21 protein-coding genes are annotated in these 24,836 nt (G+C 75.0%); 10 read left to right on the top strand and 11 right to left on the bottom strand.

Annotated features, from left to right (window positions below):
• Nucleotides 1–36: 36 nt before the first annotated feature.
• On the top strand, nt 37–2,427 hold the full coding sequence (locus tag AB0O21_RS10980; RefSeq protein WP_365169448.1) for a hypothetical protein: 2,391 nt from the start codon (nt 37–39) through the stop codon (nt 2,425–2,427).
• Here AB0O21_RS10980 and AB0O21_RS10975 read toward each other — a convergent pair.
• From AB0O21_RS10975 to AB0O21_RS10955, 5 genes are all read right to left on the bottom strand, one after another.
• A complete protein-coding gene (locus AB0O21_RS10975; RefSeq protein ID WP_365169030.1) occupies nt 2,378–4,825 on the bottom strand; it encodes a right-handed parallel beta-helix repeat-containing protein in 2,448 nt (815 codons plus the stop codon). The two genes, AB0O21_RS10980 and AB0O21_RS10975, sit on opposite strands and share 50 nt — an antisense overlap.
• Before the next feature lie 99 nt (nt 4,826–4,924).
• A complete protein-coding gene (locus AB0O21_RS10970) occupies nt 4,925–5,536 on the bottom strand; it encodes a hypothetical protein (RefSeq protein WP_365169027.1) in 612 nt (203 codons plus the stop codon).
• 251 nt (nt 5,537–5,787) lie between these two features.
• Nucleotides 5,788–6,612 (bottom strand): MOSC N-terminal beta barrel domain-containing protein, encoded by an 825-nt coding sequence (locus AB0O21_RS10965; RefSeq protein WP_365169025.1) that lies wholly within the window; start codon nt 6,610–6,612, stop codon nt 5,788–5,790.
• Nucleotides 6,613–6,664: 52 nt separating this feature from the next.
• Nucleotides 6,665–7,192, bottom strand: coding sequence for a DUF6643 family protein (locus tag AB0O21_RS10960; protein WP_365169022.1), 528 nt, complete (start codon nt 7,190–7,192; stop codon nt 6,665–6,667).
• Nucleotides 7,193–7,449: 257 nt separating this feature from the next.
• On the bottom strand, nt 7,450–8,628 hold the full coding sequence (locus tag AB0O21_RS10955; RefSeq protein WP_365169020.1) for a glycosyltransferase: 1,179 nt from the start codon (nt 8,626–8,628) through the stop codon (nt 7,450–7,452).
• A gap of 152 nt (nt 8,629–8,780) precedes the next feature.
• Between AB0O21_RS10955 and AB0O21_RS10950 the strand changes: the two genes are divergently transcribed.
• The 3 genes from AB0O21_RS10950 (at nt 8,781) to AB0O21_RS10940 (ending at nt 12,534) form a co-directional block, all read left to right on the top strand.
• Nucleotides 8,781–9,521, top strand: a complete 741-nt coding sequence (locus tag AB0O21_RS10950) for a nucleotidyltransferase domain-containing protein (RefSeq protein WP_365169018.1) — start codon at nt 8,781–8,783, stop codon at nt 9,519–9,521.
• Between the two features lie 432 nt (nt 9,522–9,953).
• On the top strand, nt 9,954–10,745 hold the full coding sequence (locus AB0O21_RS10945) for an aspartate/glutamate racemase family protein (RefSeq protein ID WP_365169015.1): 792 nt from the start codon (nt 9,954–9,956) through the stop codon (nt 10,743–10,745).
• 136 nt (nt 10,746–10,881) lie between these two features.
• The gene (locus AB0O21_RS10940; protein WP_365169012.1) at nt 10,882–12,534 is read left to right on the top strand and encodes an ATP-binding cassette domain-containing protein; all 1,653 of its coding nucleotides are present in this window, start codon (nt 10,882–10,884) and stop codon (nt 12,532–12,534) included.
• On the opposite strand, the gene AB0O21_RS10935 is transcribed toward AB0O21_RS10940, so the two are convergent.
• Together AB0O21_RS10935 and AB0O21_RS10930 are read right to left on the bottom strand one after the other, a co-directional pair.
• Nucleotides 12,462–13,403 carry an ADP-ribosylglycohydrolase family protein gene (locus tag AB0O21_RS10935; protein WP_365169009.1) on the bottom strand — a complete coding sequence of 314 codons (942 nt, stop codon included), beginning with the start codon at nt 13,401–13,403 and terminating at the stop codon, nt 12,462–12,464. The genes AB0O21_RS10940 and AB0O21_RS10935 overlap by 73 nt on opposite strands.
• Complete coding sequence (locus tag AB0O21_RS10930; RefSeq protein WP_365169007.1) at nt 13,400–13,975, bottom strand: TetR/AcrR family transcriptional regulator; 576 nt, start codon at nt 13,973–13,975, stop codon at nt 13,400–13,402. Before AB0O21_RS10930 ends, AB0O21_RS10935 begins: the two co-directional genes overlap by 4 nt.
• A 96-nt stretch (nt 13,976–14,071) precedes the next feature.
• On the opposite strand from AB0O21_RS10930, the gene AB0O21_RS10925 reads away from it, so the two are divergent.
• The gene (locus tag AB0O21_RS10925) at nt 14,072–15,124 is read left to right on the top strand and encodes an NAD(P)/FAD-dependent oxidoreductase (RefSeq protein WP_365169005.1); all 1,053 of its coding nucleotides are present in this window, start codon (nt 14,072–14,074) and stop codon (nt 15,122–15,124) included.
• A gap of 3 nt (nt 15,125–15,127) precedes the next feature.
• On the opposite strand, the gene AB0O21_RS10920 is transcribed toward AB0O21_RS10925, so the two are convergent.
• A complete protein-coding gene (locus AB0O21_RS10920; protein WP_365169003.1) occupies nt 15,128–15,601 on the bottom strand; it encodes a VOC family protein in 474 nt (157 codons plus the stop codon).
• Between the two features lie 114 nt (nt 15,602–15,715).
• Here AB0O21_RS10920 and AB0O21_RS10915 point away from each other — a divergent pair, with 114 nt between their 5' ends.
• From AB0O21_RS10915 to AB0O21_RS10900, 4 genes are all read left to right on the top strand, one after another.
• The gene (locus tag AB0O21_RS10915; RefSeq protein WP_365169001.1) at nt 15,716–16,231 is read left to right on the top strand and encodes a hypothetical protein; all 516 of its coding nucleotides are present in this window, start codon (nt 15,716–15,718) and stop codon (nt 16,229–16,231) included.
• A 142-nt stretch (nt 16,232–16,373) separates the two neighbouring features.
• Nucleotides 16,374–17,900, top strand: a complete 1,527-nt coding sequence (gene lnt / locus AB0O21_RS10910; protein WP_365169445.1) for an apolipoprotein N-acyltransferase — start codon at nt 16,374–16,376, stop codon at nt 17,898–17,900.
• Nucleotides 17,901–17,937: 37 nt separating this feature from the next.
• The gene (locus AB0O21_RS10905; protein WP_365168999.1) at nt 17,938–18,489 is read left to right on the top strand and encodes an NUDIX domain-containing protein; all 552 of its coding nucleotides are present in this window, start codon (nt 17,938–17,940) and stop codon (nt 18,487–18,489) included.
• Between the two features lie 164 nt (nt 18,490–18,653).
• The gene (locus AB0O21_RS10900) at nt 18,654–19,865 is read left to right on the top strand and encodes an acyltransferase (protein ID WP_365168997.1); all 1,212 of its coding nucleotides are present in this window, start codon (nt 18,654–18,656) and stop codon (nt 19,863–19,865) included.
• Here the strand turns inward: AB0O21_RS10900 and AB0O21_RS10895 are convergent.
• A complete protein-coding gene (locus AB0O21_RS10895) occupies nt 19,838–20,614 on the bottom strand; it encodes a serine protease (protein ID WP_365168995.1) in 777 nt (258 codons plus the stop codon). The genes AB0O21_RS10900 and AB0O21_RS10895 overlap by 28 nt on opposite strands.
• A gap of 289 nt (nt 20,615–20,903) precedes the next feature.
• Between AB0O21_RS10895 and AB0O21_RS10890 the strand changes: the two genes are divergently transcribed.
• On the top strand, nt 20,904–22,193 hold the full coding sequence (locus tag AB0O21_RS10890; RefSeq protein WP_365168992.1) for a bifunctional GNAT family N-acetyltransferase/ATP-binding protein: 1,290 nt from the start codon (nt 20,904–20,906) through the stop codon (nt 22,191–22,193).
• Nucleotides 22,194–22,522: 329 nt separating this feature from the next.
• Here the strand turns inward: AB0O21_RS10890 and AB0O21_RS10885 are convergent, their stop codons facing one another.
• Both AB0O21_RS10885 and AB0O21_RS10880 read right to left on the bottom strand, forming a co-directional pair.
• On the bottom strand, nt 22,523–23,149 hold the full coding sequence (locus tag AB0O21_RS10885) for a hypothetical protein (protein ID WP_365168989.1): 627 nt from the start codon (nt 23,147–23,149) through the stop codon (nt 22,523–22,525).
• Nucleotides 23,146–24,741: a serine/threonine-protein kinase gene (locus AB0O21_RS10880; RefSeq protein WP_365168986.1), complete on the bottom strand. Its 1,596-nt coding sequence runs from the start codon at nt 24,739–24,741 to the stop codon at nt 23,146–23,148. Before AB0O21_RS10880 ends, AB0O21_RS10885 begins: the two co-directional genes overlap by 4 nt.
• Nucleotides 24,742–24,836 lie beyond the last annotated feature (95 nt).

The following is a 24,836-nucleotide window of genomic DNA, read 5'->3' as shown; positions in this document are numbered from 1 at the left end:
GCGGAGGCCGCCGTGCCGGACACGCCCGCGCCGCCCATGCCGTTCCCGCTGCCGCCGGCCGGCGGGGACGAGGGGGCGGATCCGGCGGGCGCACCCGTCCTCGCACTGGAGTTACTCGTCCACGGAGTCGCCGGTGCCGCTCCGGCCGAGCTGCTCGGCGACCCGCGCACCGTGCGCGTCACCGGCGACTCCACCGCCGCCGTGTTCCGCCGTACCGAGGACGCCGACGCCGAGGCGCACCCCGAGCGGTACGCCGGGCGGCCCGTCCCCGAGGCCTACTGCTGGTCCCGGCTCACCTCCGGCAACGGCGCCCGCGCGCTGTGGCTGCTGCTCCTGCCCTTCATGGTGGCCAACCTCGCCCACTGGGCCCGCCCCGCCGGTACGACGGGCACCGCGCCGTGCGCCGTCCGCGCGTACGGGGTCCTCGTACGTCTCCTCGCGCTCAGCCTGACGGTGCTGCTGATCGCGGCCGCCTGCGAGGTCGCCCTCGACCTGTTCGCCTGGCAGTGCGCGGGCTCCGGCGGCTGCGCCGGCTCCGGGTCCCGCTCCTGGCTCCGCTTTCTCGCGCCCGGCGGCGGCTGGTGGGCCCAGCCCGGCCGCCGCCTCGCGCTCGGGGCGCTGGTCCCGGCCGCGCTGACCGGGCTGCTCTGGTACTTGTCGAACCGCACCTGGAGCGCCTACGAGTCCCAGCCGCCGCCCGCCGGAGCCGCCGACCCGGACACCGCCTCGGACACCGAGCCCGCGCTCGGCCGCCCCGGATTCTGGTACGGACGCCGCCTCGTGGCCCGGCTGCGCGCCGCGCACACCGCGGCGGGCCTGCTCACCGTGGCGGTGGCCGTCTCCGTGCCCACCGCCCGGCAGGACCGGCGGTCCGGAACCCCCGTCCTCGAAGCCCTCGGCTGGGCCACCCAGGCCCTGCTCGCCGCCGGAGCCCTCGCCGTCGCCTGGGTCGTGTGCCGGCGCGGCCGCACCGAGGCCCGGGCCGACCACCACCTCGACCGGGCCGCCGTGACCCTGCTGCCCGGCGCGGCCCTCGCGCTGCTGGTCGCCGTCCTCGTGCACGCCTGCTGGGCGCGCCCCGCCTGGACCTCCACCGGGCGGCTCCCCGGCGACTTCGCCTTCGGCGTGCTCATGCTGGCCCAGGGCGGCTGCGTGCTCGCCCTCGCCGCCGTCGCCCGCCACCTGCACCGCCGGGCCCCCGACCCGGCCGCCGCCCTGGGCGGACTCGGCGGGCCCGCCGTCGCCATGCTGGGCTGCGCCCTCGGCGGCGTGATGTCCGGCGGGGTCGCCCAGCGCGTCGCCGACTGGCTGGACGGCCCGGCCACGCCCGGGACGGCCGGCGCGCCGCTGCCCGGGCCGCCCGTGCTGCTGTCCTGGCAGGCCGCCGTCCTGCCCCCGCTGCTCCTCGTGCCGGCCCTGCTCGCCGCCTGGTTCGGAGTGCGCGGAGCCCGCGCCCGGCGCAGGATCGCCGCCGGCATCGCCGCCGAGTACCCGGGGGAGACCCCGGACGGGCCCCGCAGCCGCCGGATCGCGGGGGCACGGGCAGCCGCCGCGCTCACCGACTCGGCCCCCTGGTTCGTGGCGGCCGTCTCCGGGATCACCCTGCTGCTCGGCGCCGGAGCGCTGGCCGGCGCCTGGATCGGCGGGCGGGTGCCGGGCGAGGCGGCCCGGGGGAGCGGGCCGCTGCTGGAAGCCGCCGCCCGCACCGCGCAGGACGCCGGGTCCTGGCTCATCGGCTTCGGCTTCGTCCTCTTCGTGACCTGGGGCCGGCGCGCCTACCGGGACCCCGCCGCCCGCCGCACCATCGGCATCCTGTGGGACGTCGGCACCTTCTGGCCGCGCGCCGCCCACCCCTTCGCCCCGCCCTGCTACGCCGAGCGCGCCGTCCCCGACCTGACCTGGCGGATGACCGGATGGACCGGCCGCACCGGCGGCCGCCTCGTCATCTCCGGCCATTCCCAGGGCAGCGTCCTCGCCGCGGCCGCCGTCTGGCAACTGCCGCCCGCCACCCGCAGCCGGGTCGCCCTGCTCACCTACGGATCCCCGCTCGCCCGCCTCTACGGCCGCTGGTTCCCCGCCTACTTCGGTCCGGGTCCGCTCACCGCGCTGCACGGCGAGCTCGACTGCTGGCGCAACCTCTGGCGGGCCACCGACCCCATCGGCGGCCCGGCGCTCCCCGGAGCCGGCCAGGAGGTGGACCGCGGCCCGCTCGCCGACCCCGTCGCCTACGGCCGCAGCGACCGGCACCCGCTGCCCGCGCCGATCCTCGGCCACTCCGACTACCAGGCCGACCCGGCCTTCGCCGCCGAACGCGACGCACTGCTCGCCCGGTTGGACGCGGCCGCACGATCCGAAGTACCGGCCCAGAGGCCCGCCATCAGCAAGGCGCGGGCAGCGCAGGCAGATCCGCCGGGAACAGCAGGGTGAGCTCGTCCGTACTCGGCTCCGACAGCTGCGCCACCCGCCCCGCGTGCCGCTCTACCATCGACTCGAAGGTCTGGCGCGCGGTGCGGCCGTTGCCAAACGCCGGACCCTTGGGCAGCTCCGTGAAGTACGTCAGCAGCGCCTCGGACGTGCCCCCGCCGAGCCGGTACTCGTGCTCCTCCGCCTGCTGCTCCACGATCCGCAGCAGCTCCTCGGGCCCGTAGTCGCCGAAGGTGATGGTCCGTGAGAAACGGGAGGCGACGCCCGGGTTGACCGTCAGGAAGCGCTCCATCTCCGCCGTGTACCCGGCGACGATCACCACCACCGCGTCCCGGTGGTCCTCCATCAGCTTGACCAGCGTGTCGATCGCCTCGCGCCCGAAGTCCCGGCCCGAGTCCTCCGGGGCCAGCGCGTAGGCCTCGTCGATGAACAGCACGCCGCCGCGCGCCCGGTCGAACGCCTCCTGCGTACGGATCGCGGTGGACCCGATGTGCTCGCCGACCAGGTCCACCCGGGACACCTCGACGAGGTGACCGCGCTCCAGCACCCCGAGGGAGGCGAGAATCTCCCCGTAGAGGCGGGCGACCGTGGTCTTGCCGGTGCCGGGAGAGCCGGTGAAGACCAGGTGCCGGCGCACCGAGGCCGCCTTCAGACCCGCCTGCTGCCGCCGCCGGCCCACCTCGATCATGTCGGTGAGCGCGCGGACCTCTCGCTTGACGCTGTCCAGGCCCACCAGCGCGTCGAGTTGCCCGAGCACCTCGCCCGAGCCCCGCGCGGCCCCCGCCGCACCGCCGTCGGCCCCGCCCGCCGGGCGCGGCACGGGCACCTCGGCCGCCGCCGGGACGTCTCCCCGCGCCGCCGTGACCGTACGGATCCCCGCGCGCTCCCCGGCGAAGGCCGCGCCGGAAGCCGACTGGGCCGCCGGCCGGGTCCCCGACTGGTCGCTGGTGCAGTCCTCGGCGGCCGGCCCGTCCTCCGCGAACTCGTAACCCCCGCGCGCGCAGCGCTCGGTGTGGCAGCGGGTCAGCGTGGTGCGGCAGCCGTCGATGACGTGGAAGCCGAAACCGGAACTGCCTTCCACCCGGCAGGCCGTGAAGGTTCCGCGACCGCCCGCCGACACGTAGAACCCGGCCTCGGCGGGGGAGGTCACCGTGCACCGCTCCAGGGCCGGGTCGGCGCCCTTGGTGACGATCACACCGGTCTGCACCGAGTCGACGGTGCAGTTGGCGAGGGTGCCGCCGCTGCCGTGGTCGCGGAACCAGGCGCCCGTCCCGGCCTCGCGGATCCGGCAGTCGTCGAGCTGGGCGGTGGCCCCGTCGCTCACCGAGACGGCGGTGTTGCGCACTTGCGAGAGATCGCTGTCGACGACGTCCACCCGCGAGCCCCGGTCCAGCACGAACAGGGCGTCCGGCACGTCGTGCACCCGACAGGAGGCGAGGGAGGCGGTGGCCCCGTCGCTGATCCACACCGCCGGATAGTCGCCCGTGCTGTCGTGGATCTCGCAGGACTCGGCGTCGACCCTGGTCCCCGGGTCCCACACCGACAGGCCGTTGCGGCCGAACCGGCGCACCGTCGTGCGGCTCAGGGTGAGCACCGAACGGGACCGCAGGTCGACCGCGTTCTCCGGGATGTCGTGGATGTCGCAGCCCGCCAGGGTGAGCACCGCGTCGGTGTCGAGGGTGACCCCGTCGGCCGAGGTGCGGTGCACCGCGCAGTCCGTCAGCCGGGCCGCCGCCCGCGCGGCGATCTGCACGCCGGCGCCCTTGATCTCGTACACCTCGCAGCCCAGCGCCTCCAGGCCCGAACCCTCGCCGGTGACGGCGATGCCCGCGCCCGTGGCGTGGTGGATCCGGCAGCGCTCGAGCCGGGGCCGGCCGCCTGCGCGCACCGAGACGCCGGTCTGCCCGGCGGCCACCACCTCGCACTCCTCGAACACCCCGCCGCCGCCGTCCAGTACGGCGATCCCGACACCGGTCGGATTCTCCACCGTGCACCGCCGTACCAGGGGCCGCGCCCCGGCGCCGCGCACCTCGATGCCGGCCGCCGAACGCGTGCTGAGCCGCAGGTCCGTGAGCTCGGGAGAGCCGTCCTCGACCAGCAGCGCGGGCGCCGCCCGGTCCTGGCCCTCCAGGTGCAGGTCCTGCACCACGGCCGAGGCGCGCACGGTCAGGGCGACCCCGTCGGGCGGGGCGATCCGCACCGACCCCAGCCCGCCCTCGGGCCCGCGCAGGGTGACCGCGTGGTCCAGCACCAGGTTCTCCCGGTAGGTGCCGGGGGAGATCGACAGCACGTCCCCGTCGCCCGCGACGGCGAGCGCGGCGGTCAGCGTCGGATACTCACCGGAGCGGCGCCGCCACCGCGAAGACCCGCCGTGCGTCACCTGGACCGTGCCCTGAGCCATGGTGCTGTCGTGCCCCCGCCCTCGTACTCGCCGTGCCGATGCGACCGATCTGGTCTGGCCGCCCCACCGTAGCGCGCGCGGCGCCCGTGAGTGGCCAGGTCAACTGCCCGCGCCCGCCCTGCCCCAGTCGGGCCCGGCGGCCGCCCAGGCGCGGTCCAGGAGTATGTACCGCCGATGCATGAGCCTGCGTACGACCAGCCGCCGGACCGTTTCCACGAGCGCGGCCACGCCGATCGCGATGGCCAGGCCCGCTGCCCCCGCGTGCAGGGCGGTCGACGACGGGTCGAGCGGCTGCCCGACCAGGCGGCCGCGCTCGTCGGTCCATATCCGGAACCGGTCGCCCGGCCGCGGCGGTTCCTCCGCGGCCGGCACGGTGCCCTGGTGGCTGCTGCCGTCGGGCGCCGTCCACGAGGCCACGATCTGCGTCCGGCGCGGGGCCGTCCGCTGCGCCGACGGGTCGGCGGAGTCGGCCGAGGCCGGCGCGGGGGCCTCCCGGACCACCACCGCCGGTACGAGGTGCCGCTCCTGCCGCTGCTCGCGCGCGGCCCGCTGCAAGGTGCCGTCCACCTGGAGCCCCGTGAGCCAGCCGAGCGCCGGAGCCACCACCAGGACGCACACCACCGCGGCGAACGCCACCCATGCCTCGAAGAGATCGGTCGGTCGGCGCAGCGGATTGCGCCGCCAGCGCCACACTCCCATTGCTGTCCACACGGTTTGGCTCCCCCTGCCTCCGCGAGCTCCGGCTGCCTGCGCGTCCAAGCCTCCCGCACGCCCCGGTAACGCGCATTCCGGGACGCGCGAGACATGTGTCACCCGATCCGGTGCCGTCCCCGTCCCCGGCCGTCCACCTGTCTCGACTGATCCAACGGCGTGGTCGTGTCCGTTGGTTCCAGCCGGGACCCAGAGCCCCCCGAAGGTGTCATTCCGGCGGGCCCACGCGGGTCATCCCGCGTCATCCCGCGTCATTCGAGGACGCGGACCTCGTCGCCGACGCGCACCGTACCCAGCCGCACCGGCACCAGCAGGCGGCCGAAGGCCAGGGACTTGCCGATCCGCCGGTGCCTGGCCAGGGTCTTCAGGGGCTCCTTGCCCCGCTCGGCAGTCATCTGGTCGGTCGTGGTCACGATGCACCGCCCGCATTCGCGGACCCCGCGGAACTCCGCGTCGCCGATCGCCACGCGCCGCCAGCCGTCCTCCGCCCATGCCTCCGCCCCGGCGACCACCACATTGGGGCGGAACCGGTTCATGGGCAGCGGACCCTCCTCGGGATGGTCCCCCCGGGCGATCAGCGAGTTGAGCGCGTCCAGCGACGCGAGGGTGGCGAGCAGCAGCGGGTAGCCGTCGGCCAGGCTCACCGTCTCGCCGGGCAGCGCGTAGTCCGGGTCCACGGGCCGTCGTACGGCCGGCTCGTCCATGTGCACGAGCCGCACCGGCACGCCGAGGTACGCGCCGAACCAGTCGCCCGCGGCGTCCGCCGCGGGCACCGTCTCGATCTTCTGCCCGAACAGCACGACCGGCTCCAACGGCCCCGGTCCGGGCACCTCCACCACCAGCTCGGCCATGCCCGGGGCGGACACCGCGATCCGGCCGCCGTCCAGCGGACGGGCCGAAGCCAACGCCAGCCGCGGCTGCTGGCGTTGGGTGATGACCATGCCCTCCGCGTCGACCAGCGCCCACCGCCGGTCCCCGGACAGACCCCAGGGCTCCACGATCGCCTCGTCGGGAGCGGTGCCCGCTACCGACTTGACGGGATGGACATGGAGCGCCTGGACATACAAGTTCGACATAGGGGCATACTGCCAGCCCCGTCCGCCGTCCAAGCAACTGTCACGGAATCGGTCAGTAGCCGCGCCCCTGGTACGGGCGGCCGTACGGGTCCTCGTACGAGGCGCCCTGGACCGGTGCCGGCACCTGCACGGGAACCTGCATCGGGCGCGGCGCGGCCGGACGCATGGCCTCGTAGCCGGTGGCCGCGGCCACCGGGCGGGGCTGCTGCGGCTGGGGCTGCGGCACGTATCCGGCGCGGGCGCCGACCGGCTGCTGCTGCGGGATGAACGGCGCGGGCGCGTGCTGCAGCGGCATCGGCTGCGGAGCGGCCTGCTGCTGGTACGGATACCCGTACCCCGGCTGCTGCTGGGACGCCGCCGGGGGGAGCGCCGCCGGCAGGGCCGGAAGCGCCGAGGCGAGGGCCGGGAGGTACCCACCGCTCGAATACCCGGCACTGGGGGACTCGTAGGCGGCCGGGACGCGGATCGGGGCGATCTGCGGAGTGCCGCGTTCGGCGACGAGGGAGTCGTAGATGGGGGTGTCCGGGAAGGAGGGCGCGGAGTAGTAACCGCCGCCATAAGTGGAGCGGGGGGAGGTCATGGGACCTAAGTTAAGCCCACGACTTCACCGGGTCCATAGCGAGGTGTCACCAACACCGCTCTGACCTGCATATTCGCAGGTCAGAGCCACACCTTTCACTTGGAGTTCACGTGCACGATTCGCCACGTCCGCACCATCTTGTTCCCACTCGTTCCCGCCGGTTGTGTGGTGCACGGATTTGTCGCTGACGCAGTGTCACAACCCGGTGACCTCGGATGACGTTGGTTTTGCCCGCAGTTCGTCGACCGGTCCCGGTTTCAGGCGTCGCTGGGGCGGGCATAGGTACGGCCCTTCCAGGCCGCGCCGCGTCCCCGGTAGTGCTGGACGGCCGAGTCGACGGTCATCAGCAGGTACAGGAACGCGGTGAACGGGAGCAGCGGCGCGAGCGCGGCCGGCTGGCGGTAGTAGCGCAGCATGGGCAGGTACGTGCCGGCCATCAGCAGCCAGGCCAGACCGCCGGCCCAGGCGACGGCCGGACGGCCCGTCGCGAGGCCCGCCAGCAGGGCGGCCGGGGGCACGAGGTAGACGAGCACCAGCCCGGCGACGGTGCCCGCCAGCAGGAGGGGCTGGTGGCGCAGTTGCGCGTACGCGCTGCGCGAGACCATCCGCCACAGGTCCCCGAGCACCGGGTACGGGCGCACGCTGTCCATCCGCTCCGCGAGCCCGAGCCAGATCCGCCCGCCGGACCGCTGCACGGCGCGGGCGAGGGACACGTCGTCGATGACGGCCTGCCGGATGGAATCGGGCACCCCCGCCTTCACGGCCGCCCCGGTGCGCAGCAGGACGCAGCCGCCGGCGGCCGCGGCGGTGCGGGCGGCCGGGCGGTTGATCCGGCGGAACGGGTAGAGCTGCGCGAAGAAGTACACGAAGGCCGGTACGACGAGCCGCTCCCAGAAGCTGACCACGCGCAGCCGGGCCATCTGGGAGACCAGGTCGAGGCCGGCGGAGGTCGCCGCGGCGACCAGCTCCCGCAGGCTGTCGGGCTCGTGGGCGATGTCGGCGTCGGTGAGCAGCAGGTAGTCGGGCTCGACGGCGCGCGCGGTGCGGGCGTGCGCGATGCCGTGGCGCAGCGCCCAGAGCTTGCCCGTCCAGCCGGGGTCGGGCTCGCCGGGGGAGACGACGGTCAGCGGGAGCCCGGGCTGCTCGCGGGCCAGGCGGAGCGCGAGGGCGGCGGTGCCGTCCGTACTGCCGTCGTCCACCAGGACCACCTCGGCCTCGCCCGGATAGTCCTGGGCCAGCAGCGACGGCAGGCTGCGCGGCAGCACCTCGGCCTCGTCCCGGGCGGGCACGACGATCACCACGGACGGCCAGCGGGCCGGGGCGGTGCGGTGGGGGAGTCGGACGTCGGTGCGCCAGAACATGCCCTGGGCGAGGGTGAGCCAGAGCCATGCGGCGAGGGAGGCGTAGGCCGCGCAGGCGGCGGTGGTGAGGCCCATGTCGGCAGTCTGCCGCGCCCCGCCCGGAGTGTCGCCGTCGCCTCGCCGCTGCCTCACGGGGCGGCGCTTTCCCGCGGGGCGGCGGGCGGTCGGTGGTCGGCTGCGGGGAATCCGGTGGCCCGCGATCTGCCCGCTCTGCCACGCTGACCCGGGTGAACACCGACCCCATCGACCAGGCGCGGCGTATCGCCGCCGAGCTCTTCCCGGACGCGCTCGCCGTCATCCTCGCCGGATCGACGGCGGCCGGGCGGGCCACCGCCACCAGCGACCTGGACATCGCCGTGCTCGTCGGGGACGGCGGCGAGACCTACCGGGAGACGCTCCGCGTCGACGGCCGTGTGGTGGAGCTCTTCGTCCACACCCGTACCGGTCTGTCGGAACTCTTCGCCGCGGACGTCGCCGCGCGGCGCGGGGTCCTGCAGAGCATGTACGCCACCGGGCTCGTCCTCGCCGACGTGGACGGCGAGGCCGGCCGGGCCCGTGCACTGGCCGAGGCGGACCTCCGGCAGGGCCCGCCGGCGCTGGATGCGGCGACGGTCGAGACGAAGAGGTACGGGCTGACGGACGCGCTGGACGACCTCGCGGACGCGGGCGATCACGTCGAGCGGCTCGCGGTGGCCGGGGTCGTGCTCGCAGCCGCCGCCGAACTGCTCCTCGACCACCACCACGCGTGGAGCGGCGGGGGGAAGTGGCTGCCGAGGCGCCTGCGGGCGGCCGACGCGCGACGCGGGGGCGCGTTGCTGGCCGGGCATCTGCACCTGTGCGAGTCGGGGGACCCCGCGCCGATGATCGACGCGGTGTCGGAGATCCTCGACCTGGCCGGCGGCCCCCTGCGCGAGGGCTACCGCCGGACCTGGCCGGGGCGCGTCCTCCCTGCGGGGCGGTGTCCGTGAGGGCGCTGCTTCGTCGCGTGAGGGTGGTTGCGCGCTCGTCCTGCGGGGACACTCCGCCGTGTCCCCGCCCCGGCCGTGGTGTGCCGACGGGTGCTGCGGCCGAGGGGAGTGGGGACGTGCCGGGGTGTCCCCGCAGGACGAGCGCGCAACCACCCTTGGCGGCCGCGAGGTGCCCGCAGGCGCGAGGACGAGGAGACACCCCGGCGCGGCACCGCGGACCGACCCCAACCGACCTGGCCGCACTGAAGCCCAGCAGGGAGGCGGCCCCGCAGCGAGGCGGCCCCGCAGGGAGGCGGCCCCGCAGCGAGGCGGCCCCGCAGGGAGGCGGCCCCGCAGCGAGGCGGCCCCGCAGCGAGGCGGCCCCGCAACGACGCGGCCCCGCAACGACGCGGCCCCGCAGGGCGCCGGCGGGGCGTCGACTAAGGTGGCCGGGTGAAGATCGCCCTCATGGACTCCGGAATCGGCCTGCTCGCGGCCGCCGCGGCTGTGCGCCGGATGCGGCCCGACGCGGAGCTCGTGCTGTCCTCCGACCCCGACGGGATGCCCTGGGGGCCGCGTACCCCGGCCGACCTCACCGAGCGGGCGCTCGCCGTCGCCCGGGCCGCCGCCGCGCTCCGCCCGGACGCGCTGATCGTGGCCTGCAACACCGCCTCCGTGCACGCCCTGGACACCCTGCGGGCGGAGCTGGAGCCGGGCATCCCGGTCATCGGGACCGTACCGGCGATCAAGCCCGCCGCGGCGGGCGGCGGCCGGGTGGCGATCTGGGCCACCCCCGCCACCACCGGCAGCCCGTACCAGCGCGGGCTGATCCGCGACTTCGCCTCCGGGGTCCCGGTCACCGAGGTGCCCTGCCCCGGGCTCGCCGACGCCGTGGAGGCGGCCGATGAAGCCGCCGTGACGGCTGCCGTCGCCGCGGCCGCCGCGCTGACTCCGCCCGATGTCACCGACGTGGTGCTCGGCTGCACGCACTACGAGCTGGTCGAGGCCCCGATCCGGGCCGCGCTCGCCGAGCGGACCCAGGGAGCGGAGCTCGTCTTCCACGGTTCCGCCGAGCCCGTAGCCGTACAGGCGCTGCGCCGCATCGGCGCCCGGCCCGAGCCGGCTCTGCCCCGTACGGGCGGACTGACCGTGCTGCGCAGCGGCCGCGAGGGGGCCCTTCCCGCCGCCGCGCTCGGGTACGCCGAAGGGCGACTGCTCGCGGGCGACGTCGCACCCGTCGGATAGCCCCCGGCCGCAGGCCGCCCATCACACCGGCGAGACGGAGCGTCTTGCATGATGCCCCGACGTCGTTTACCGTTGAGTGCATGACGAGACGGTTCGTATCGTCTCGCACTCCAGTCGTCGATCGAAAGGGCCGCCCTTGCGCGCTCCACTCGCCTCCACCCAGATCGTCCTGACCGAGGTCACCAAGAGCTACGTCACCCGCGTCGTCCTGGATCGCGTCAGCCTGACGGTCCGGCCCGGCGAGCGGGTCGGTGTCGTCGGCGACAACGGCTCCGGCAAATCCACCCTGCTCCGCCTCCTCGCCGGACGGGAGAGGCCCGACCACGGGGAGGTAGCCGTCGCGGCGCCCGGCGGCATCGGCCACCTCGCGCAGACCCTCGACCTCCCGCCCTCCGCCCGCGTCGGCGACGCCGTCGACCTCGCGCTCGCCGACCTGCGCGCCCTGGAGCGCCGGATCCGCGCCGCGGAGTCGCTGCTGCACGAGGCGGGTCCCGAGGAACTCGCCGCCTACGCGGAGCTCCTCGCCGCCCACGAGGCGCGCGGCGGCCGTGACGCGGAGCGGCGTGTCGCGACCACCCTGCGCCGGCTGGGCGAACGCACCGCGCTGGACCCGGACCGGCGGCTCGGCACCCTGTCCGGCGGTCAGCGCTCCCGGCTCGCCCTCGCCGCCGCCCTCGCCGCGGAGCCGGAACTCCTGCTGCTCGACGAACCGACCAACGACCTCGACGACGAGGCGGTCGGCTGGCTGGAGGAGCATCTGCGCGGCCACCGCGGAACCGTCGTCGCCGTCACCCACGACCGCCTCTTCCTCGACCGCGTCACGACCGCCGTCCTGGAGGTGGACCAGGACCGCCGGACGGTATGCCGCTACGGAGACGGCTACGCCGGGTTCCTGACCGCCCGCGCCGCCGAACGGGCCCGCAGGCAGCGGGAGTACGAGGAGTGGCGCGAGGAGGTCAAGAGCGCCGAGCGGCTCGCCGACACCAACATCGGGCGGTTCGCAGCGATCCCGCGCAAGCTGCCCCGCGGGTTCAGCGGAGCCGGCGCCTTCCGCGCCCGGTCGCGCGGCCACGGCGCCGCGAGCCGGATCCGAGCCGCCCGCGAACGGCTGCACCGGCTGGCCGAGAACCCGGTCGCGCCGCCGGCCCGGCCGCTCAGCTTCACCGGCCGGTTCGCCGCGGGCGCCGCCGGGGCGGTGGAACTGGCCGGCGCGGCCGTGCCGGGACGGCTCGGACCGGTCTCCCTCAGCCTCGCGCCGGGGGAGCGGCTGCTGGTCACGGGGCCCAACGGGGCAGGGAAGTCCACCCTGTTGCACCTCCTGGCCGGTGAACTGCGCTCAGGGGACGGCCTCGTACGCACGCCCCCACAGGTCGGGCTGCTCCGGCAGGACGACCCTTGGGCGCACGAACCCCGTTCCGCGGTCGAGGTGTTCGGTGCGGAGTACGCCGACCGGGCCGCCGCACACGGACTGCTCGCCCCGCACGACCTCACCCGCCCGGTGCGGGCCCTCTCGGCGGGGCAGCGCCGCAAGCTCGAACTGGCCCGGCTGCTGGAGCGGCCGCTCGACCTGCTGCTGCTCGACGAGCCGACGAACCACCTGGCCCCTGCCGTGGTGGAGGAACTGGAGGCCGCGGTGGCACGGTTCGCCGGGACCCTGGTGCTGGTCACGCACGACCGGCGGCTGCGCGCGGCCTTCCAGGGCCGCCGCCTGGAGCTTCAGCGCGAACCGGCCGCCGCCGGCGGGTACCCGGCGAGCCGCTCAGCCAGCCCGCGCAGGTCCGCCGCATAGAGGACCCGGCCTCCGAAGCCCGGCAGCGGCACGTGGAGCGGGGCCGTCCAGCGCTCCGGTATCGCGCCCTGGCCGTACACCGCCCCGGCCAGGGCCCCCGTCACCGCCGCCACCGTGTCGGTGTCCCCGCCCAGGTCCACGGCGGCCCGTACCGCCTGCGCGAAGCCGGTGGTGGTCCGCAGCGCCCACACCGCCGAGCCCAGGCAGGGCCACACCGCCCCGTTGAACTCGGTGGCCAGACCGGGGTGCCAGTCGGGGGCGAGCACGCGCCCGTACCGCTCGCGGTGGGCCGGGTGGACCTCGGCGAGCGTCGCCGGGAGCGCCGCCACCGGATCACCCCCGTCCAGGGCCACCCGTACGAGCTCGTGCAGCACGGCCGTCCCCTCCCAGGCGGCCCGGTCGCCGTGCGTCAGCGCCGCGATGCGGCGGGCGGCGGCCATGGTCTCCGCGCGCCCTGCGGCCGCGAAGCGGACCGCCGAGGTGGCCGCCCGCATCAGGGAGCCGTTGCCCGCCGCGCGGGTGTTGACCTGGAAGTGCAGCGCCGCCGCCAGGTCCCACGGCTCCCCGCTGGTCAGCACGTCCTCGGTCTGCAGTCCGATGTCCTTGGGCTCGCCCGCCGCCCAGCGCTGGAACCGGGCGAAGAGGTCCGGGAGGTCCAGGCCGCCCCGCTCCAGCAGCGACTCGCCGACCAGGACCGCCATCTGGGTGTCGTCCGTGGCCTCGCCGGGATCCCAGCCGCCGCCCGCGCACATCTCCTCGCCGCGCGCGGTCAGGGCTCCGGGCGGGCCGAACTCGTACGGCGCGCCGAGCGCGTCTCCGACCGCCGAGCCGAGGACCGCGCCCACCGCCCGGTCGAGCCGGGTGGTCACGGTGCCTCCCCGGCGCATACCGCGGCCAGCAGTTCGCGGGTGAAGCGGTCCAGGTCGTCGAGGCCGGAGGCCGCCAGGGTGTCCGGCGCGCCCGCCAGCAGGTGGGGGATCGCGCCGTGCAGGGCGAGGGTCAGGGCGCGGGCCGTTTCCGGCCCGGCCGGGAGCCCTGCCGCGCGGAGCAGGTGGGCGTGGGCCGCGAAGTCCGCGGCGCCGATCGGGTCCAGCAGCGCCGCCAGCCACGGCCGCCGCGTGGCCTCGGTCTGGAGCTCCAGGTATGCGAGCACGCGCGGCCGCCCGGGGCCCGCCACGTTCCGCAGCAGCCCGGAGATGAGGGCCGCCAGCTGTTCCGCGTCGCCCGGCGGAGGTCCGGCGGCCAGCGCCAGGTACTGCTCCAGGCAGCGTTCGGCGACGGCCCGCAGCAGCGCGTCGCGGGTCGGGTAGTAGTTCTTGGCCGTGCCCGTCGGCACGTCGGCGGCCGCGTCGACGGCCCGGTGCGTGAGCCCGCGCCCGCCCGCCTCCGCCAGTACGGCGACGGCCGCGTCCCGCAGCCGGTCCCTTCGGTCCTGATTCACCTTGCCAGCTTAACCACATCCGTGGTACCACAGGTGTAGTACCACGGATGTGGTGATCGGCTAGGTCGCGTAGGTCGGGGTTGAAGGGGTGAGGTCATGGGCGGCAACAGCGGTACGGCCCTCGTCATCGGTGCCGGAGTCGGCGGACTCGCCTCCGCCATCGGGCTGCGCCGGGCGGGCTGGGAGGTCACCGTCTTGGAACGGCGGACCGCGCTCGAACGCTACGGAACCGCCTTCGGGATCCATCCCACCGCCCAGTCCGCCCTCGACCGGCTCGGCCTCGGAGACGCGCTGCGGGCGCGCGCCGTCCCGTACCGGGAGGGGCGGATCCGGCGGCCCGACGGCACGGTGCTCGCCGCCCTCCCGCTCGAACGGATCGAGCGCAAGGCGGGCCGGCCCGAGCTCCTCATCTCCCGCCCCTACCTGATCGACGCCCTGCTCGCCGAGCTCGACCGGCTCGGCGGCACGAAGATCGAGTACGGGCAGCCCCTCGCCGACACGGCCGCCGTGCCGCCCGGCGTCGACCTCCTCGTGGGCGCCGACGGGATCAACAGCGCCGTCCGCACCGCCCACTTCGGCCCCCGCAGCCGCCCGCACCACGTCGGCACGGTCGCCTGGATCGGCACCGCCGGATTCGAGACGGGCGTGTACGGCGAGACCTGGGGCGCGGGCCGCTTCTTCGGCATGACCCCCGTCGAGCCCGGCCGGACCAACTGGTACGCCACCGTCCCCGAGGCCACCACCGCCGAGGAACTGCGCGGCGCCTTCGCCGGCTGGCACGATCCCATTCCGCGCATCCTCGGCGAGACCGACCCCGCGACGTGGATCCGGTACGAGATGCGCCACCTCTACCCCGCACTCCCCGCCTTCACGGACGCCGGCCGGGTCGCCCTCGTCGGCGACGCCGCCCACGCCATGACGCCCAACCTCGGGCAGGGCGCCTGCACCGCACTGCTCGACGCCGAGGCCCTGACCCGCGCGGTGGCGGAACACGGCGTGGCCGGGCTGCCGGGGGCGCTGCGGGCGTACGAGGCCGAGCGCCGCCGCAGCGCGCAGCGCGTGGCCTTCGGCTCGCGCAGCCTGCACCGCTTCATGACCGCCCGCCGCCCGGCCCTGCGCGACGCGCTCGTCGGCCTGCTGCCGGGCTGACACCTATCCGAGGCGTCGCGCCAGCTCCTCCCGGGACACCTCCTCCAGGTGGGTCAGGAACACCCACAGGTGTCCGGACGGATCCCGCAGGATGGCGGTCCGGTCGCCGTGGAACTGGTCCGCCGGCTCCTGTACGAGCTCCGCGCCGGCCGCCACCGCCGTCCGGGCGAGCGCGTCCACGTCCGGCACGAACACGTGCAGCGCGACCGAGGTGCCGCCCAGGGCGGAAGGCGCGGTGAAGGGCCCCTCGGAGATGTCGCCCAGCATCAGCACCGCCTCGCCGATCCGTATCTCGGCGTGCAGCACACCGCCCCCGTCGGGGTGGTCGAGGCGGAACTCCTCGACGGCCCCGAAGGCCCGCACGTAGAAGGCGATCGCGGCGGCCGCGTCAGCCACCATGATGTGCGGCACCACCGCCGTGCGGTAGTGCTCGGGGACGGTGCCGCCAACGTTCTCAACTGCCTGCTGAGTGGTCATGGAGAGGACCGTAGGACCTCAAGTTTGGTCGAGGTCAAGCGCGGGCAGACGCGCGTTGCGGCGAGTGGGCGAGAGGCGGTGGCGTCCGTGCGGAAGGTGAGTACGCTGCACAACATGACGGTTCACCCCCCGGGTCCGCTCTGGACGGGCCGGGCCTCCAACCGCGTGCAGTGGCTGCTGGCGGCGGCCGGTGCGGCCTGCCTGGCGCTCGGCGTCGAACTCGCCGTCGACAACGCCTGGACCTCCGGCTACGTGCCCCTGCTCATGTCCGTGATCGGCTGTCTCGCGGCCGGGCTGCTGATCCTCTTCGGCACCCTCGCCTTCGTGCACGTGGCCGTCACCATCGACGCCGAGGCCCTGGAAGTACGCTGCGGCCACGTCGGGCTGCCCCGCCGCAGGATCCGGCTCACGGAGGTGGCCTCGGCCGAGTTCCTCCCCCGGATCACCCCGCAGCAGTGGGGCGGCTGGGGCTACCGCTGGCGCCCCGAGAAGGGCACCGCGGTCATCGTCCGGCGCGGCGAGGGCATGGAACTGAGACTCGGCGACGGGAAGCTGTTCACGGTCACCGTCGACGACGCCGAGAACGCCGTCCGGGTCATCCGCGCCCACCTTCGGGCCCTCGCGCGATAGGTCCTTACCAGCCCTTTGTCCAAGGGGACGTACACTCCGCCAGATGAGCAGCAGTGTCACCCGCACGGCCGGGAACGAGCCCGCGAAGCCCGCCGAGCCGGCCGCGGGCGCCCCCGGAACCCAAGGCGGCTTCCTTTCCCGGATGGGACCGCGGACCACCCTGTGGCTCGTGCGCGTCCCGCTCGCGCTGCTCGCCGGTGTGCTGCTCTACCTCAGCTTCCCGCCCCGCCCCCTGTGGTGGCTGGCACCCCCCGCCCTCGCCCTGCTCGCCGGCTGCCTCCACGGCCGCCGCGCGCGGGCCGGCTTCGGGCTCGGCCTCCTCACCGGGCTCGGTTTCCTACTGCCCCTCCTCATCTGGACCGGCGAAGAGGTCGGTCCGGTGCCGTGGCTGGCCCTCGCCGCCGTCGAAGCCCTCTTCATCGGGCTCACCGGCCTCGGCGTCGCCCTCGTCAGCCGGCTCCCGGCTTGGCCGGTGTTCGCCGCGGCCGTCTGGGTGGCCGGGGAGGCCCTGCGCGCCCGGGTCCCCTTCGGCGGCTTCCCCTGGGGCAAGCTCGCCTTCGGACAGGCCGACGGGGTCTTCACCCCGCTCGCCGCCCTCGGCGGCACCCCGCTGCTCTCCTTCGCCGTCGCCCTGTGCGGATTCGGCCTGTACGCGGTGCTGCGCGCGGCCCGCGAGAACCCCGGCTTCTTCACGGCCGCCCTCGCCGCGCTCAGCCTCCTCGCCCCCATCGGCGCCGGGCTCGCCGCCCGCCCGCTGGTCTCCGACTCCGCGGAGGACGGCACGGCCGTCGTCGCCGTCATCCAGGGCAACGTGCCGCGCCTGGGCCTCGATTTCAACGCCCAGCGCCGCCGGGTCCTGGACAACCACGTCAACCGCACCGTCGAGCTGGCCGAGGACGTCAAGGCGGGCCGCGTCCCCAAGCCGGACTTCGTCGTCTGGCCCGAGAACTCCTCCGACCTCGACCCGTACTCCCAGCCCGACGCGTACGACGCCATCGAACGCGCGGTCAAGGCCATCGGCGTGCCCGTCGCCATCGGAGCCGTCGTGTCCCCGGAGACCGGGCCGCTGCGCAACACGATGATCCTGTGGGACCCGGTCAAGGGCCCCACCGAGACCTACGACAAGCGCAAGATCCAGCCCTTCGGCGAACGCATCCCGATGCGCTCCTTCGTCCGGATCTTCAGCTCCGACGTGGACCGGGTGCGCCGCGACTTCGGCCCCGGCAAGGACCCCGGCGTCTTCGACATGGCCGGTACCGGCGTCGGCATGGTCACCTGCTTCGAGGCCGCCTTCGACGACGCGGTCCGCTCCACCGTCCGGGGCGGCGCCCAGGTGATCGCCGTACCCAGCAACAACGCCACCTTCGGCCGGACCCAGATGACCTACCAGCAGCTCGCCATGGACCGGATCCGCGCCGTCGAACACAGCCGCACCGTCGTCGTCCCCGTCACCAGCGGAGTCAGCGCGGTCATCCGCCCCGACGGGAAGATCGTCCAGCAGACGAAGATGTTCACCGCCGACGCGCTGGTCGCCGAGATCCCGCTGCGCTCCACCGAGACCCCGGCCACCCGGCTGGGCCCGCTGCCGGAGTACGCGCTGGTGCTGCTCGCCGCGGGCGGCCTCGGCCTGGCCCTGGCCCGCCGGATCCGCGCACGCCGGTCGGCCTGACCCCCGAGGGGTGTCCGGAGCCTCGTAGGGTCGGGGGATGACCACACCCGATTTCATCCGCGAAATCCGTGCCACCGCCGGACACAGGCTGCTCCTGCTGCCCGGAGTCACGGCCATCGTCCTCGACGACCGGGGCCGCGTACTGCTCGGCCGGCGCTCCGACACCGGGCGGTGGTCCGTGGTGGGCGGGATCCCCGAGCCGGGTGAGCAGCCCGCCGAGACGGCCGTGCGCGAGGTCTACGAGGAGACGGCGGTGCGCTGCGTCCCCGAGCGGGTGGTCCTCGTACAGATGCTCGAGCCGATGACCTACCCCAACGGCGACGTCTGCCAGTTCCAGGACATCACCTTCCGCTGCCGCGCGACGGGCGGCGAGGCCCGGGTCAACGACCCCGAGTCCCTGGAGGTGGCCTGGTTCGAGGTGGATGCGCTGCCGCCGCTGGAGCCGTTCGCCCTGCTCCGGATCCACCAGGCCCTGCGCGACGAGCCCACCTGGTTCGAGATGCCCGCCGAGGACTTCGCCGAGACCGTCGCAGCCGGGCCCGCCGCCGGCGCGGCCGCCGCCGAGACCCCCGCCGAGATCACGGAGTAGGGCGCCCGCACACCGGAGGCGCGGCGTCCGTCACACTGCCCGCTCCTGTGAGCCGGCTGTGACCGCGCTAGAGTTTCGCTCGCCTGATCGAATTGTTCGGACAGCGGAGTGGACCAGGGGGCGGTCGAGGAATGAGTGTGCGAAGTGCGGCCGCGGAGCCGATAGTGAGCGGCCGTACGAGCGCCGGAGCGCGCGCCGCGGCGCCCGCCGGGCGCCTCGCGGTCCTCGACGGCGTCCGGGTACTGGCCGCTTTCGCCGTGCTCTTCTACCACTACGTGGTCCTCGCGAGCGCCTGGGGCGAGCCGACCGAGGGTGTCTTCCCGGTCGCCCGCCCGTTCGCCGTCTACGGCTGGCTGGGCGTCGAGATCTTCTTCCTCGTCAGCGGGTTCGTCATCTGTATGAGCGCCTGGGGCCGCACCGTCGGCGACTTCGCGGTGTCCCGGTTCTCCCGGCTCTTCCCCGCCTACTGGGCGGCCGTGGCCTTCACCTCCCTCGTGCTCCTGAACTGGCCCGAGGTGAGGGGGGTCGAGCGGATCACGGACGTCATGGTGAACCTGTCGATGCTCCAGGGCGGCCTCGGGGTCCCGCACATCGACGACGCGTACTGGACCCTCTTCGTCGAGCTCAAGTTCTACGTCCTGTTCGCGGTCGTCGTGATGCGCGGTCTGACCTACCGCAACTGCGTCCTCTTCTGCGGGATCTGGACCCTCGCCGGCGTCGTCGCCCCCACCGTCGACAACGGGGTGCTGTCCTTCTTCGCCGTCCCGTCCGCCTCCCCGTACTTCATCGCGGGGATCGCGTTCTACCTGATGCGCCGCTTCCGGCCGAACGCCGTGCTGTGGGCCGTGGTCGGGGCGCAGTTCCTCCTCGCGCAGCACTACGTGCGGCCCCGCATGATCGCCAGCCTGGGCAAGGCCGCCACGGAGCAGACGCGCGACTGGCCCGCCCACCTGATCATCCTGCTCGGCTTCGCCGTCATGGCGGGCATAGCGCTCGGCGCCTTCGACCGCGTCCGCTGGCGCTGGCTGCCGCACGCGGGGGCGCTCACCTACCCGCTCTACCTGATCCACATGATGGCCGGGCTGACGATCATCCATCACTTCCGCTCCGAGCTGGCGCCCGTGCCCCTCGTCTTCGGCGTGACCGCCGCCATGATGGCCGTCGCCTGGCTCATCCACCGGCTCGTGGAACGTCCGCTGGGCCGCAGGCTGCGCGACAGCCTGCGCCGCGGAGTGCAGGACATCCGGTCGGGCACCCCGGGCCCCTCCCGGCCCTCGGTGGACCGGCTTCCCGCCCAGCCGTCCGCGCCCGACGCCGAGCGTCTGCCCGGTGTCCGCGAGGAGCCGTCTCAGCCGGCGTCGGCCGCTTCCCGGTAGAGCTCCACGGCCCGGTCGCCCATCACCGCGCTGTACGAGACCTCCGGCACGGTCCCGCCGCCCTCGTACCCGCCGAGCACCCCGGCCAGCGCGCCGTCCACCAGCCACGGGCTGCCGCTGGTGCCGCCGCTGAGGTCCGGGCAGTCGATCCGGCGCTGGGACCCGGAGAAGAGGGTGGTGGTGTTCGCGCACCGCAGCGGGGTCTCCAGGGTGCGCGGGTAGCCGATGACCGTCACCACGGCGTCGTCCGGCTGATCGGCCGCGACCGGGAAGCCGCCCACCACGTCCTCGACGTACCGGCCCCGCCCCTCGTCCAGCGGGGCCACCGTCGCGAAGGCGATGTCCGCGTCCGGGTCCGCGCCGTCCGTCCAGCCCGCGGCGACGTGCACGCCGGTGATCCGCCACAGCCCGTACGGGGCCCCGCCGTCCCGGTAGCCCGGCGCGAACACGGTGGAGTCCGGGTCCTCCAGGCAGTGCGCGGCGGTGGCGATCACATCGCGGCCGGCGCTGTGCACCACGGCGGCGGTGCAGAAGTGCCCGCCGTCGAGGCCCCCCGCGAACAGGGCGCCCACCCGGTCCGCGGTGGCGTCGGGCAGGGCCCGCGCGGTGACGCCGAGCGGCGCGCCGGCCACCGCGTCGGGCACGTCCACGCTGATGAGCGCGGCCATGGCGGCCAGGGCCAGGAGGACCCGCGACGCCCGCCGCGCACGGGTGCGCCGGGCCGGTCGGTGGAGCGTTCGGTGGATCATGCCCCCACCCTGCCCGCCGAACCTTTGTCCGGAGGCTGGGACTCCGTATGAATCCCCTGTGAATCCCGTGAACCCGCGGTGAAACTCGGACCAGTGCCCGCCTCGGGCCGCGGATGTGTGGCAACGCATGAAGGTGCGGGGATCCCCGGCCGGGCGTTCGGGCGGAAAGTACCAGTCTATGGACGACACGGACGGTTTCCCTGCCGCCTGTTGTGCACGGCGGAGCGTGATCGCCCGGCCCTGTCGCCCCTAGCCTCGCCGCAGGAGCACGAACGAGGGGCGGTACCCGGTGAACTGGCTCATCCACGACTACCGCGAGAGCGATCTCGCCGCGGTGGTCCACCTGATCGACACCACGGCCGAACTGGGCCAGGAGTCCGTGTTCTCGCTCGCCGAGTGCATCAGCGCCCTCACCGACCGGCAGCCCTGCGTGGTCGCCGTCCACCAGGGCGTCCCGATCGGCGCGGCCCTCGCCTGCGTCACCGGCGAGCGGGCCTGGGTCATGCGCATCGCCATCGCCTCGGGGTGGCGCGGCCGGGGCCTCGCCAGCGCCCTGCTCGTCGAACTGGAGCGGCGCCTGATCGCCGCCCGCGTCGGCCGCATCGCGTACGTGCTCCCGGAGGAGGACCTCCTCGGCGAGGGCCTGCTGAACGCCGGATACACCCGGCAGCCCGCGGTCGCCTACTTCGAGAAGACCGAACCCCTCCACGGACCAGCGGCCGGGCTCCTCGCCGACCTCGGCGGCCGCTTCCTGCCCAACGACCTGTGGACCAAGGTCGCCGGGATGGAGACCGAGAAGGACCTCATCGAGCGGCGCGTCGTCCTGCCGCTCGCCGAGCCCGAGCGGGCCGCCGCCCACGGGGTCCGGCCGCCGCGCGCCATCACCCTCTTCGGCCCGCCCGGCACCGGCAAGACCACCTTCGCCCGCGCCATCGCCTCCCGGCTCGGCTGGCCGTTCGTGGAACTCCTGCCCTCCCGGCTCGCCGACGGGGGCAACCTGGCCACCGCGCTGCGCGACGCCTTCGCGCGGATCTCCGAACTGGAGCGGGTGCTCGTCTTCATCGACGAGGTCGAGGAGATCGCCCCCGTGCGCAGCGAGCCCGCCCAGCCCGGCGGGATGCACGGGGTCACCAACGAACTGCTCAAGCTGATACCCGGCTTCCGGGAGGGCGACGAGCGGCTGCTGGTGTGCGCCACGAACTCCATCCGCTCCCTCGACCCGGCCTTCCTGCGGCCCGGACGCTTCGACTACCTGATCCCGATCGGCACCCCGGACGCCGGGGCCCGCGCCGCGATCTGGTCGCGCTACACGGCCGGGCGCGCGGACGTCGACGTAGCGGCACTGGTGGCGGCGACCGAGCTGTTCACGCCGGCCGACATCGAGCACGCGGCACGGATCGCGGCGCAGGTGTCCTTCGAACGGGACCTGGAGGCGGTGGGCGCGCGCGGTGCGGCGGCCGCGCAGCTGGGCGCGACCACGGAGGACTACCTGGCCGCGGTGGCGCAGTGCCGGCCGACGGTGACGCCGGCCATGACGGGCGAGTTCGAGGCCGACATCACGGCCCACGCCCGCTTCTGAACTCCGTCCCCCGGTTGCGGCGGGGGGCGGCCAAACATGGAAGAACGCGTACGAAACGGCCCGCGACCACTCCCCAAAGCGGCCGCGGGCCTCCCGCGTGGACTTGGCATCCGTGCGGGACGGCCACGTTCCGGTTGGGGTGTTCGCCGGCTGGAACGTGACGCGCATGGGTGCCGAAAGGGCGTCCTGCACGCCCTTGCCAACACCCCCGAGTCAACCAGGCGGCCGGTGCCCGGGGCTTCGGCCGGACGGCCACGACCACCTCGGCCGAAAGGCCGAATCCGACGGCGGCCGCGCCGTCATCCGCCTGCCCGCCCCGGGCACCCCGGCTACGGGCGGCAGCGGTACGTGAACTCCACGGCCGCGGTGCGCCGCTCGGGCGACAGCAGCTGGAGCTCGGCCTTCGCCGGGTAGGTGCCCTGGCCCTGGAAGGTCCACAGCAGGTGCAGCCGCGCCTCCCGCTGCCCGCGCGGCACCCGCTCGGTCAGCTGCTCGGAGTACGTGCCGTCGCTGCGCGCCCACCGGTAGGTGAGGGTGCCCGGGCGCCCGTTCGTGCCGACGACGGCCACCACATCGGCCGCCGCGTCACAGGGCGGGCCCTGGGGGGCGGTGCTCACCGCCAGGCTCCGGACTTCGAGGGCGGGCCCGAACCGCTGCCACCCGAGGTACGCGAAAACCGCGAGCAGCACCGCCCCGGCGAGCGCGTACCGCCGCAGACCCGCCCCCCGGCCGCGCCGGGGCGCGGCGGTGGCGGCCACCGGGAACGGCGCGGGCATGGCCGCGGTGACCCCGGGCCCGAAGCGGAGCACGGACCCCTCGACCCGGTCGGGCGCGACCGTGCCGGGCCCTTGGGGGCCGCTGAACCAGTGGCTGCCGAGGACCGTGGCGCTGTAGCCGTCGTCGCCCGCGCCGTCGCCGGCGCCGCCGCTCGGGAGCTTGCGCGTGATGTCGCTCATGCGGGAACGCACCTCCGCTTGGCCTGGATGCTGTGCGTCGCCGGACCGGCCCCGGCCGCCGGCGTGGTGGTGACCCGCACACCCCAGTAGCAGCCCGCCCCGGTGAAGGTGTGCGGGACCGCGGGCAGCGCGGAGCCGACGGCGTACTCGTGCACCTCGCTGCCGTCGGGAACGGCGAAGGGGTTCTTCGCGTCCCCGGTGAACCACTGGTAGGTGACCTTCACCGTCCCGGTGCCCGAGGCCTTCAGTGTGGCCGCGGCCTGCGCCCGGTCCAGCGCCGTCTGAGTGAGGGTCACCCCGGCAGCGAACACGTTCACCGTCGGGGACGGCGGCGCCGTCGTCGGTTTGGGGGTCGTCGGCTTCGGCGTCGGGCTCGTGCCCGGGCTGTACGACGGCGAGGGCGACGGGGACGGCGAGGCGCTCGGCGAGGCGGACGGACTCGGAGACGTCGACGGCGTCGCGGAAGCGGACGCGGACGCGGACGCGGTCGGGCTCGGCGTCGGCGAAGCCGAACCGGGCGGTGCCGCGCTCGTCGTGGCGAACGCGCTGAGCGCCGCGGACCCGCCCGGGGAAGCGCCGAGCGCGTCCGTGGTCAGCACGAGCGCCGCCCCCAGCACCAGCGCGGCCCCCGCCGCCAGCCAGCCGCGCCGGCCCGGGGCCCAGCCCGAGCCGCTGCTCAGCGTGGTCGTCGCCAGCGCCGTCGTCCCCGCCGCCGGGGCCCCCGCCGAGGGGAACAGCAGCGGCAGCAGCGCGGCCAGCGCCGCCAGCTTGCGCTGCCCGCGCTCCTCCCACTCGGGCCCGTACGCGGCGAGCGCCACGCCCTCCAGCTCCGCCACGAACGCCTCCGCGTTCTCCGGGCGTTGCTCCGGCTGCTTGGCCAGGCCGCGCCGGATCAGCGGCCGTACGGGCTCCGGGGCCTCGGTCTCCGGTACCGGGGCCTCGATGTGCTGGACGGCGAGCTCCGCGAAGTTCTCCCCGTCGTACGGTTTGCGGCCGGTGAGGCACTCGAAGAAGGTGGCCGTCGCCGCGTACACGTCCGCGGCGGGCGAGGCCGGCCGGCCCTGCCACTGCTCGGGGGCCATGTAGGCGGGGGTCCCGGCCACGCCGGGGGTGGTCCCGCGGTTCGCCGCGATGCCGAAGTCCACCAGCTTCGAGGAGCCGTCGGCCGCGACCAGCACGTTCTCCGGCTTGTAGTCCCGGTGGACGACACCCGCCCGGTGCGCCGCCGCCAGCCCGAGCAGCGAGCCCTTCAGGACCACCAGCGCCGCCTCGGCGTCCGCCCGCCCGGACTGCTTCAGCAGCGCCCGCAGGGAGATCCCGTCCACCAGCTCCATCACGATGGCGGCGCCGCCGGGCGCCTCCACGTACTCGTACAGCCCCACCACACAAGGCGAGCGCAGGCCGCCGAGCAGCCGTGCCTCGGCCCTGAACTCCCCGATGAAGACGGGATCCTGGCGCAGCCGGTCGCTGAGGTACTTCACCGCCACGGCCGTGCCCGTGCCGTCGTGGACGGCGAGCACCACGCGGCCGCTGCCGCCCGAGCCGAGTTCCCGGACCTCCGAGTAGCCGGGGACCGTCCACGTACTGGTCATCGTCTGAGCCCCCTGAATGCGGAGTCGTGTGGGGTGGCCGGATATCGACCTGCCACCCCACACGACACGCTTTCCGCCGCGGCCGGTTCCCAACC

The organism is Streptomyces sp. NPDC091371, from assembly GCF_040684275.1.
Lineage (GTDB): Bacteria > Actinomycetota > Actinomycetes > Streptomycetales > Streptomycetaceae > Streptomyces.
This window is presented reverse-complemented; position numbering and strand designations above follow the sequence as displayed.

What these genes read in the sequence shown, in the direction of transcription:
- AB0O21_RS10980 (WP_365169448.1), top strand. Translation starts at nt 37, where the DNA reads ATGCCGTTCCCGCTGCCGCCGGCCGGCGGGGACGAGGGGGCGGATCCG.
- AB0O21_RS10975 (WP_365169030.1), bottom strand. Translation starts at nt 4,825, where the DNA reads ATGGCTCAGGGCACGGTCCAGGTGACGCACGGCGGGTCTTCGCGGTGG.
- AB0O21_RS10965 (WP_365169025.1), bottom strand. Translation starts at nt 6,612, where the DNA reads ATGTCGAACTTGTATGTCCAGGCGCTCCATGTCCATCCCGTCAAGTCG.
- AB0O21_RS10960 (WP_365169022.1), bottom strand. Translation starts at nt 7,192, where the DNA reads ATGACCTCCCCCCGCTCCACTTATGGCGGCGGTTACTACTCCGCGCCC.
- AB0O21_RS10955 (WP_365169020.1), bottom strand. Translation starts at nt 8,628, where the DNA reads ATGGGCCTCACCACCGCCGCCTGCGCGGCCTACGCCTCCCTCGCCGCA.
- AB0O21_RS10925 (WP_365169005.1), top strand. Translation starts at nt 14,072, where the DNA reads ATGGGCGGCAACAGCGGTACGGCCCTCGTCATCGGTGCCGGAGTCGGC.
- AB0O21_RS10920 (WP_365169003.1), bottom strand. Translation starts at nt 15,601, where the DNA reads ATGACCACTCAGCAGGCAGTTGAGAACGTTGGCGGCACCGTCCCCGAG.
- AB0O21_RS10915 (WP_365169001.1), top strand. Translation starts at nt 15,716, where the DNA reads ATGACGGTTCACCCCCCGGGTCCGCTCTGGACGGGCCGGGCCTCCAAC.
- lnt (WP_365169445.1), top strand. Translation starts at nt 16,374, where the DNA reads ATGGGACCGCGGACCACCCTGTGGCTCGTGCGCGTCCCGCTCGCGCTG.
- AB0O21_RS10905 (WP_365168999.1), top strand. Translation starts at nt 17,938, where the DNA reads ATGACCACACCCGATTTCATCCGCGAAATCCGTGCCACCGCCGGACAC.
- AB0O21_RS10895 (WP_365168995.1), bottom strand. Translation starts at nt 20,614, where the DNA reads ATGATCCACCGAACGCTCCACCGACCGGCCCGGCGCACCCGTGCGCGG.
- AB0O21_RS10885 (WP_365168989.1), bottom strand. Translation starts at nt 23,149, where the DNA reads ATGAGCGACATCACGCGCAAGCTCCCGAGCGGCGGCGCCGGCGACGGC.
- AB0O21_RS10880 (WP_365168986.1), bottom strand. Translation starts at nt 24,741, where the DNA reads ATGACCAGTACGTGGACGGTCCCCGGCTACTCGGAGGTCCGGGAACTC.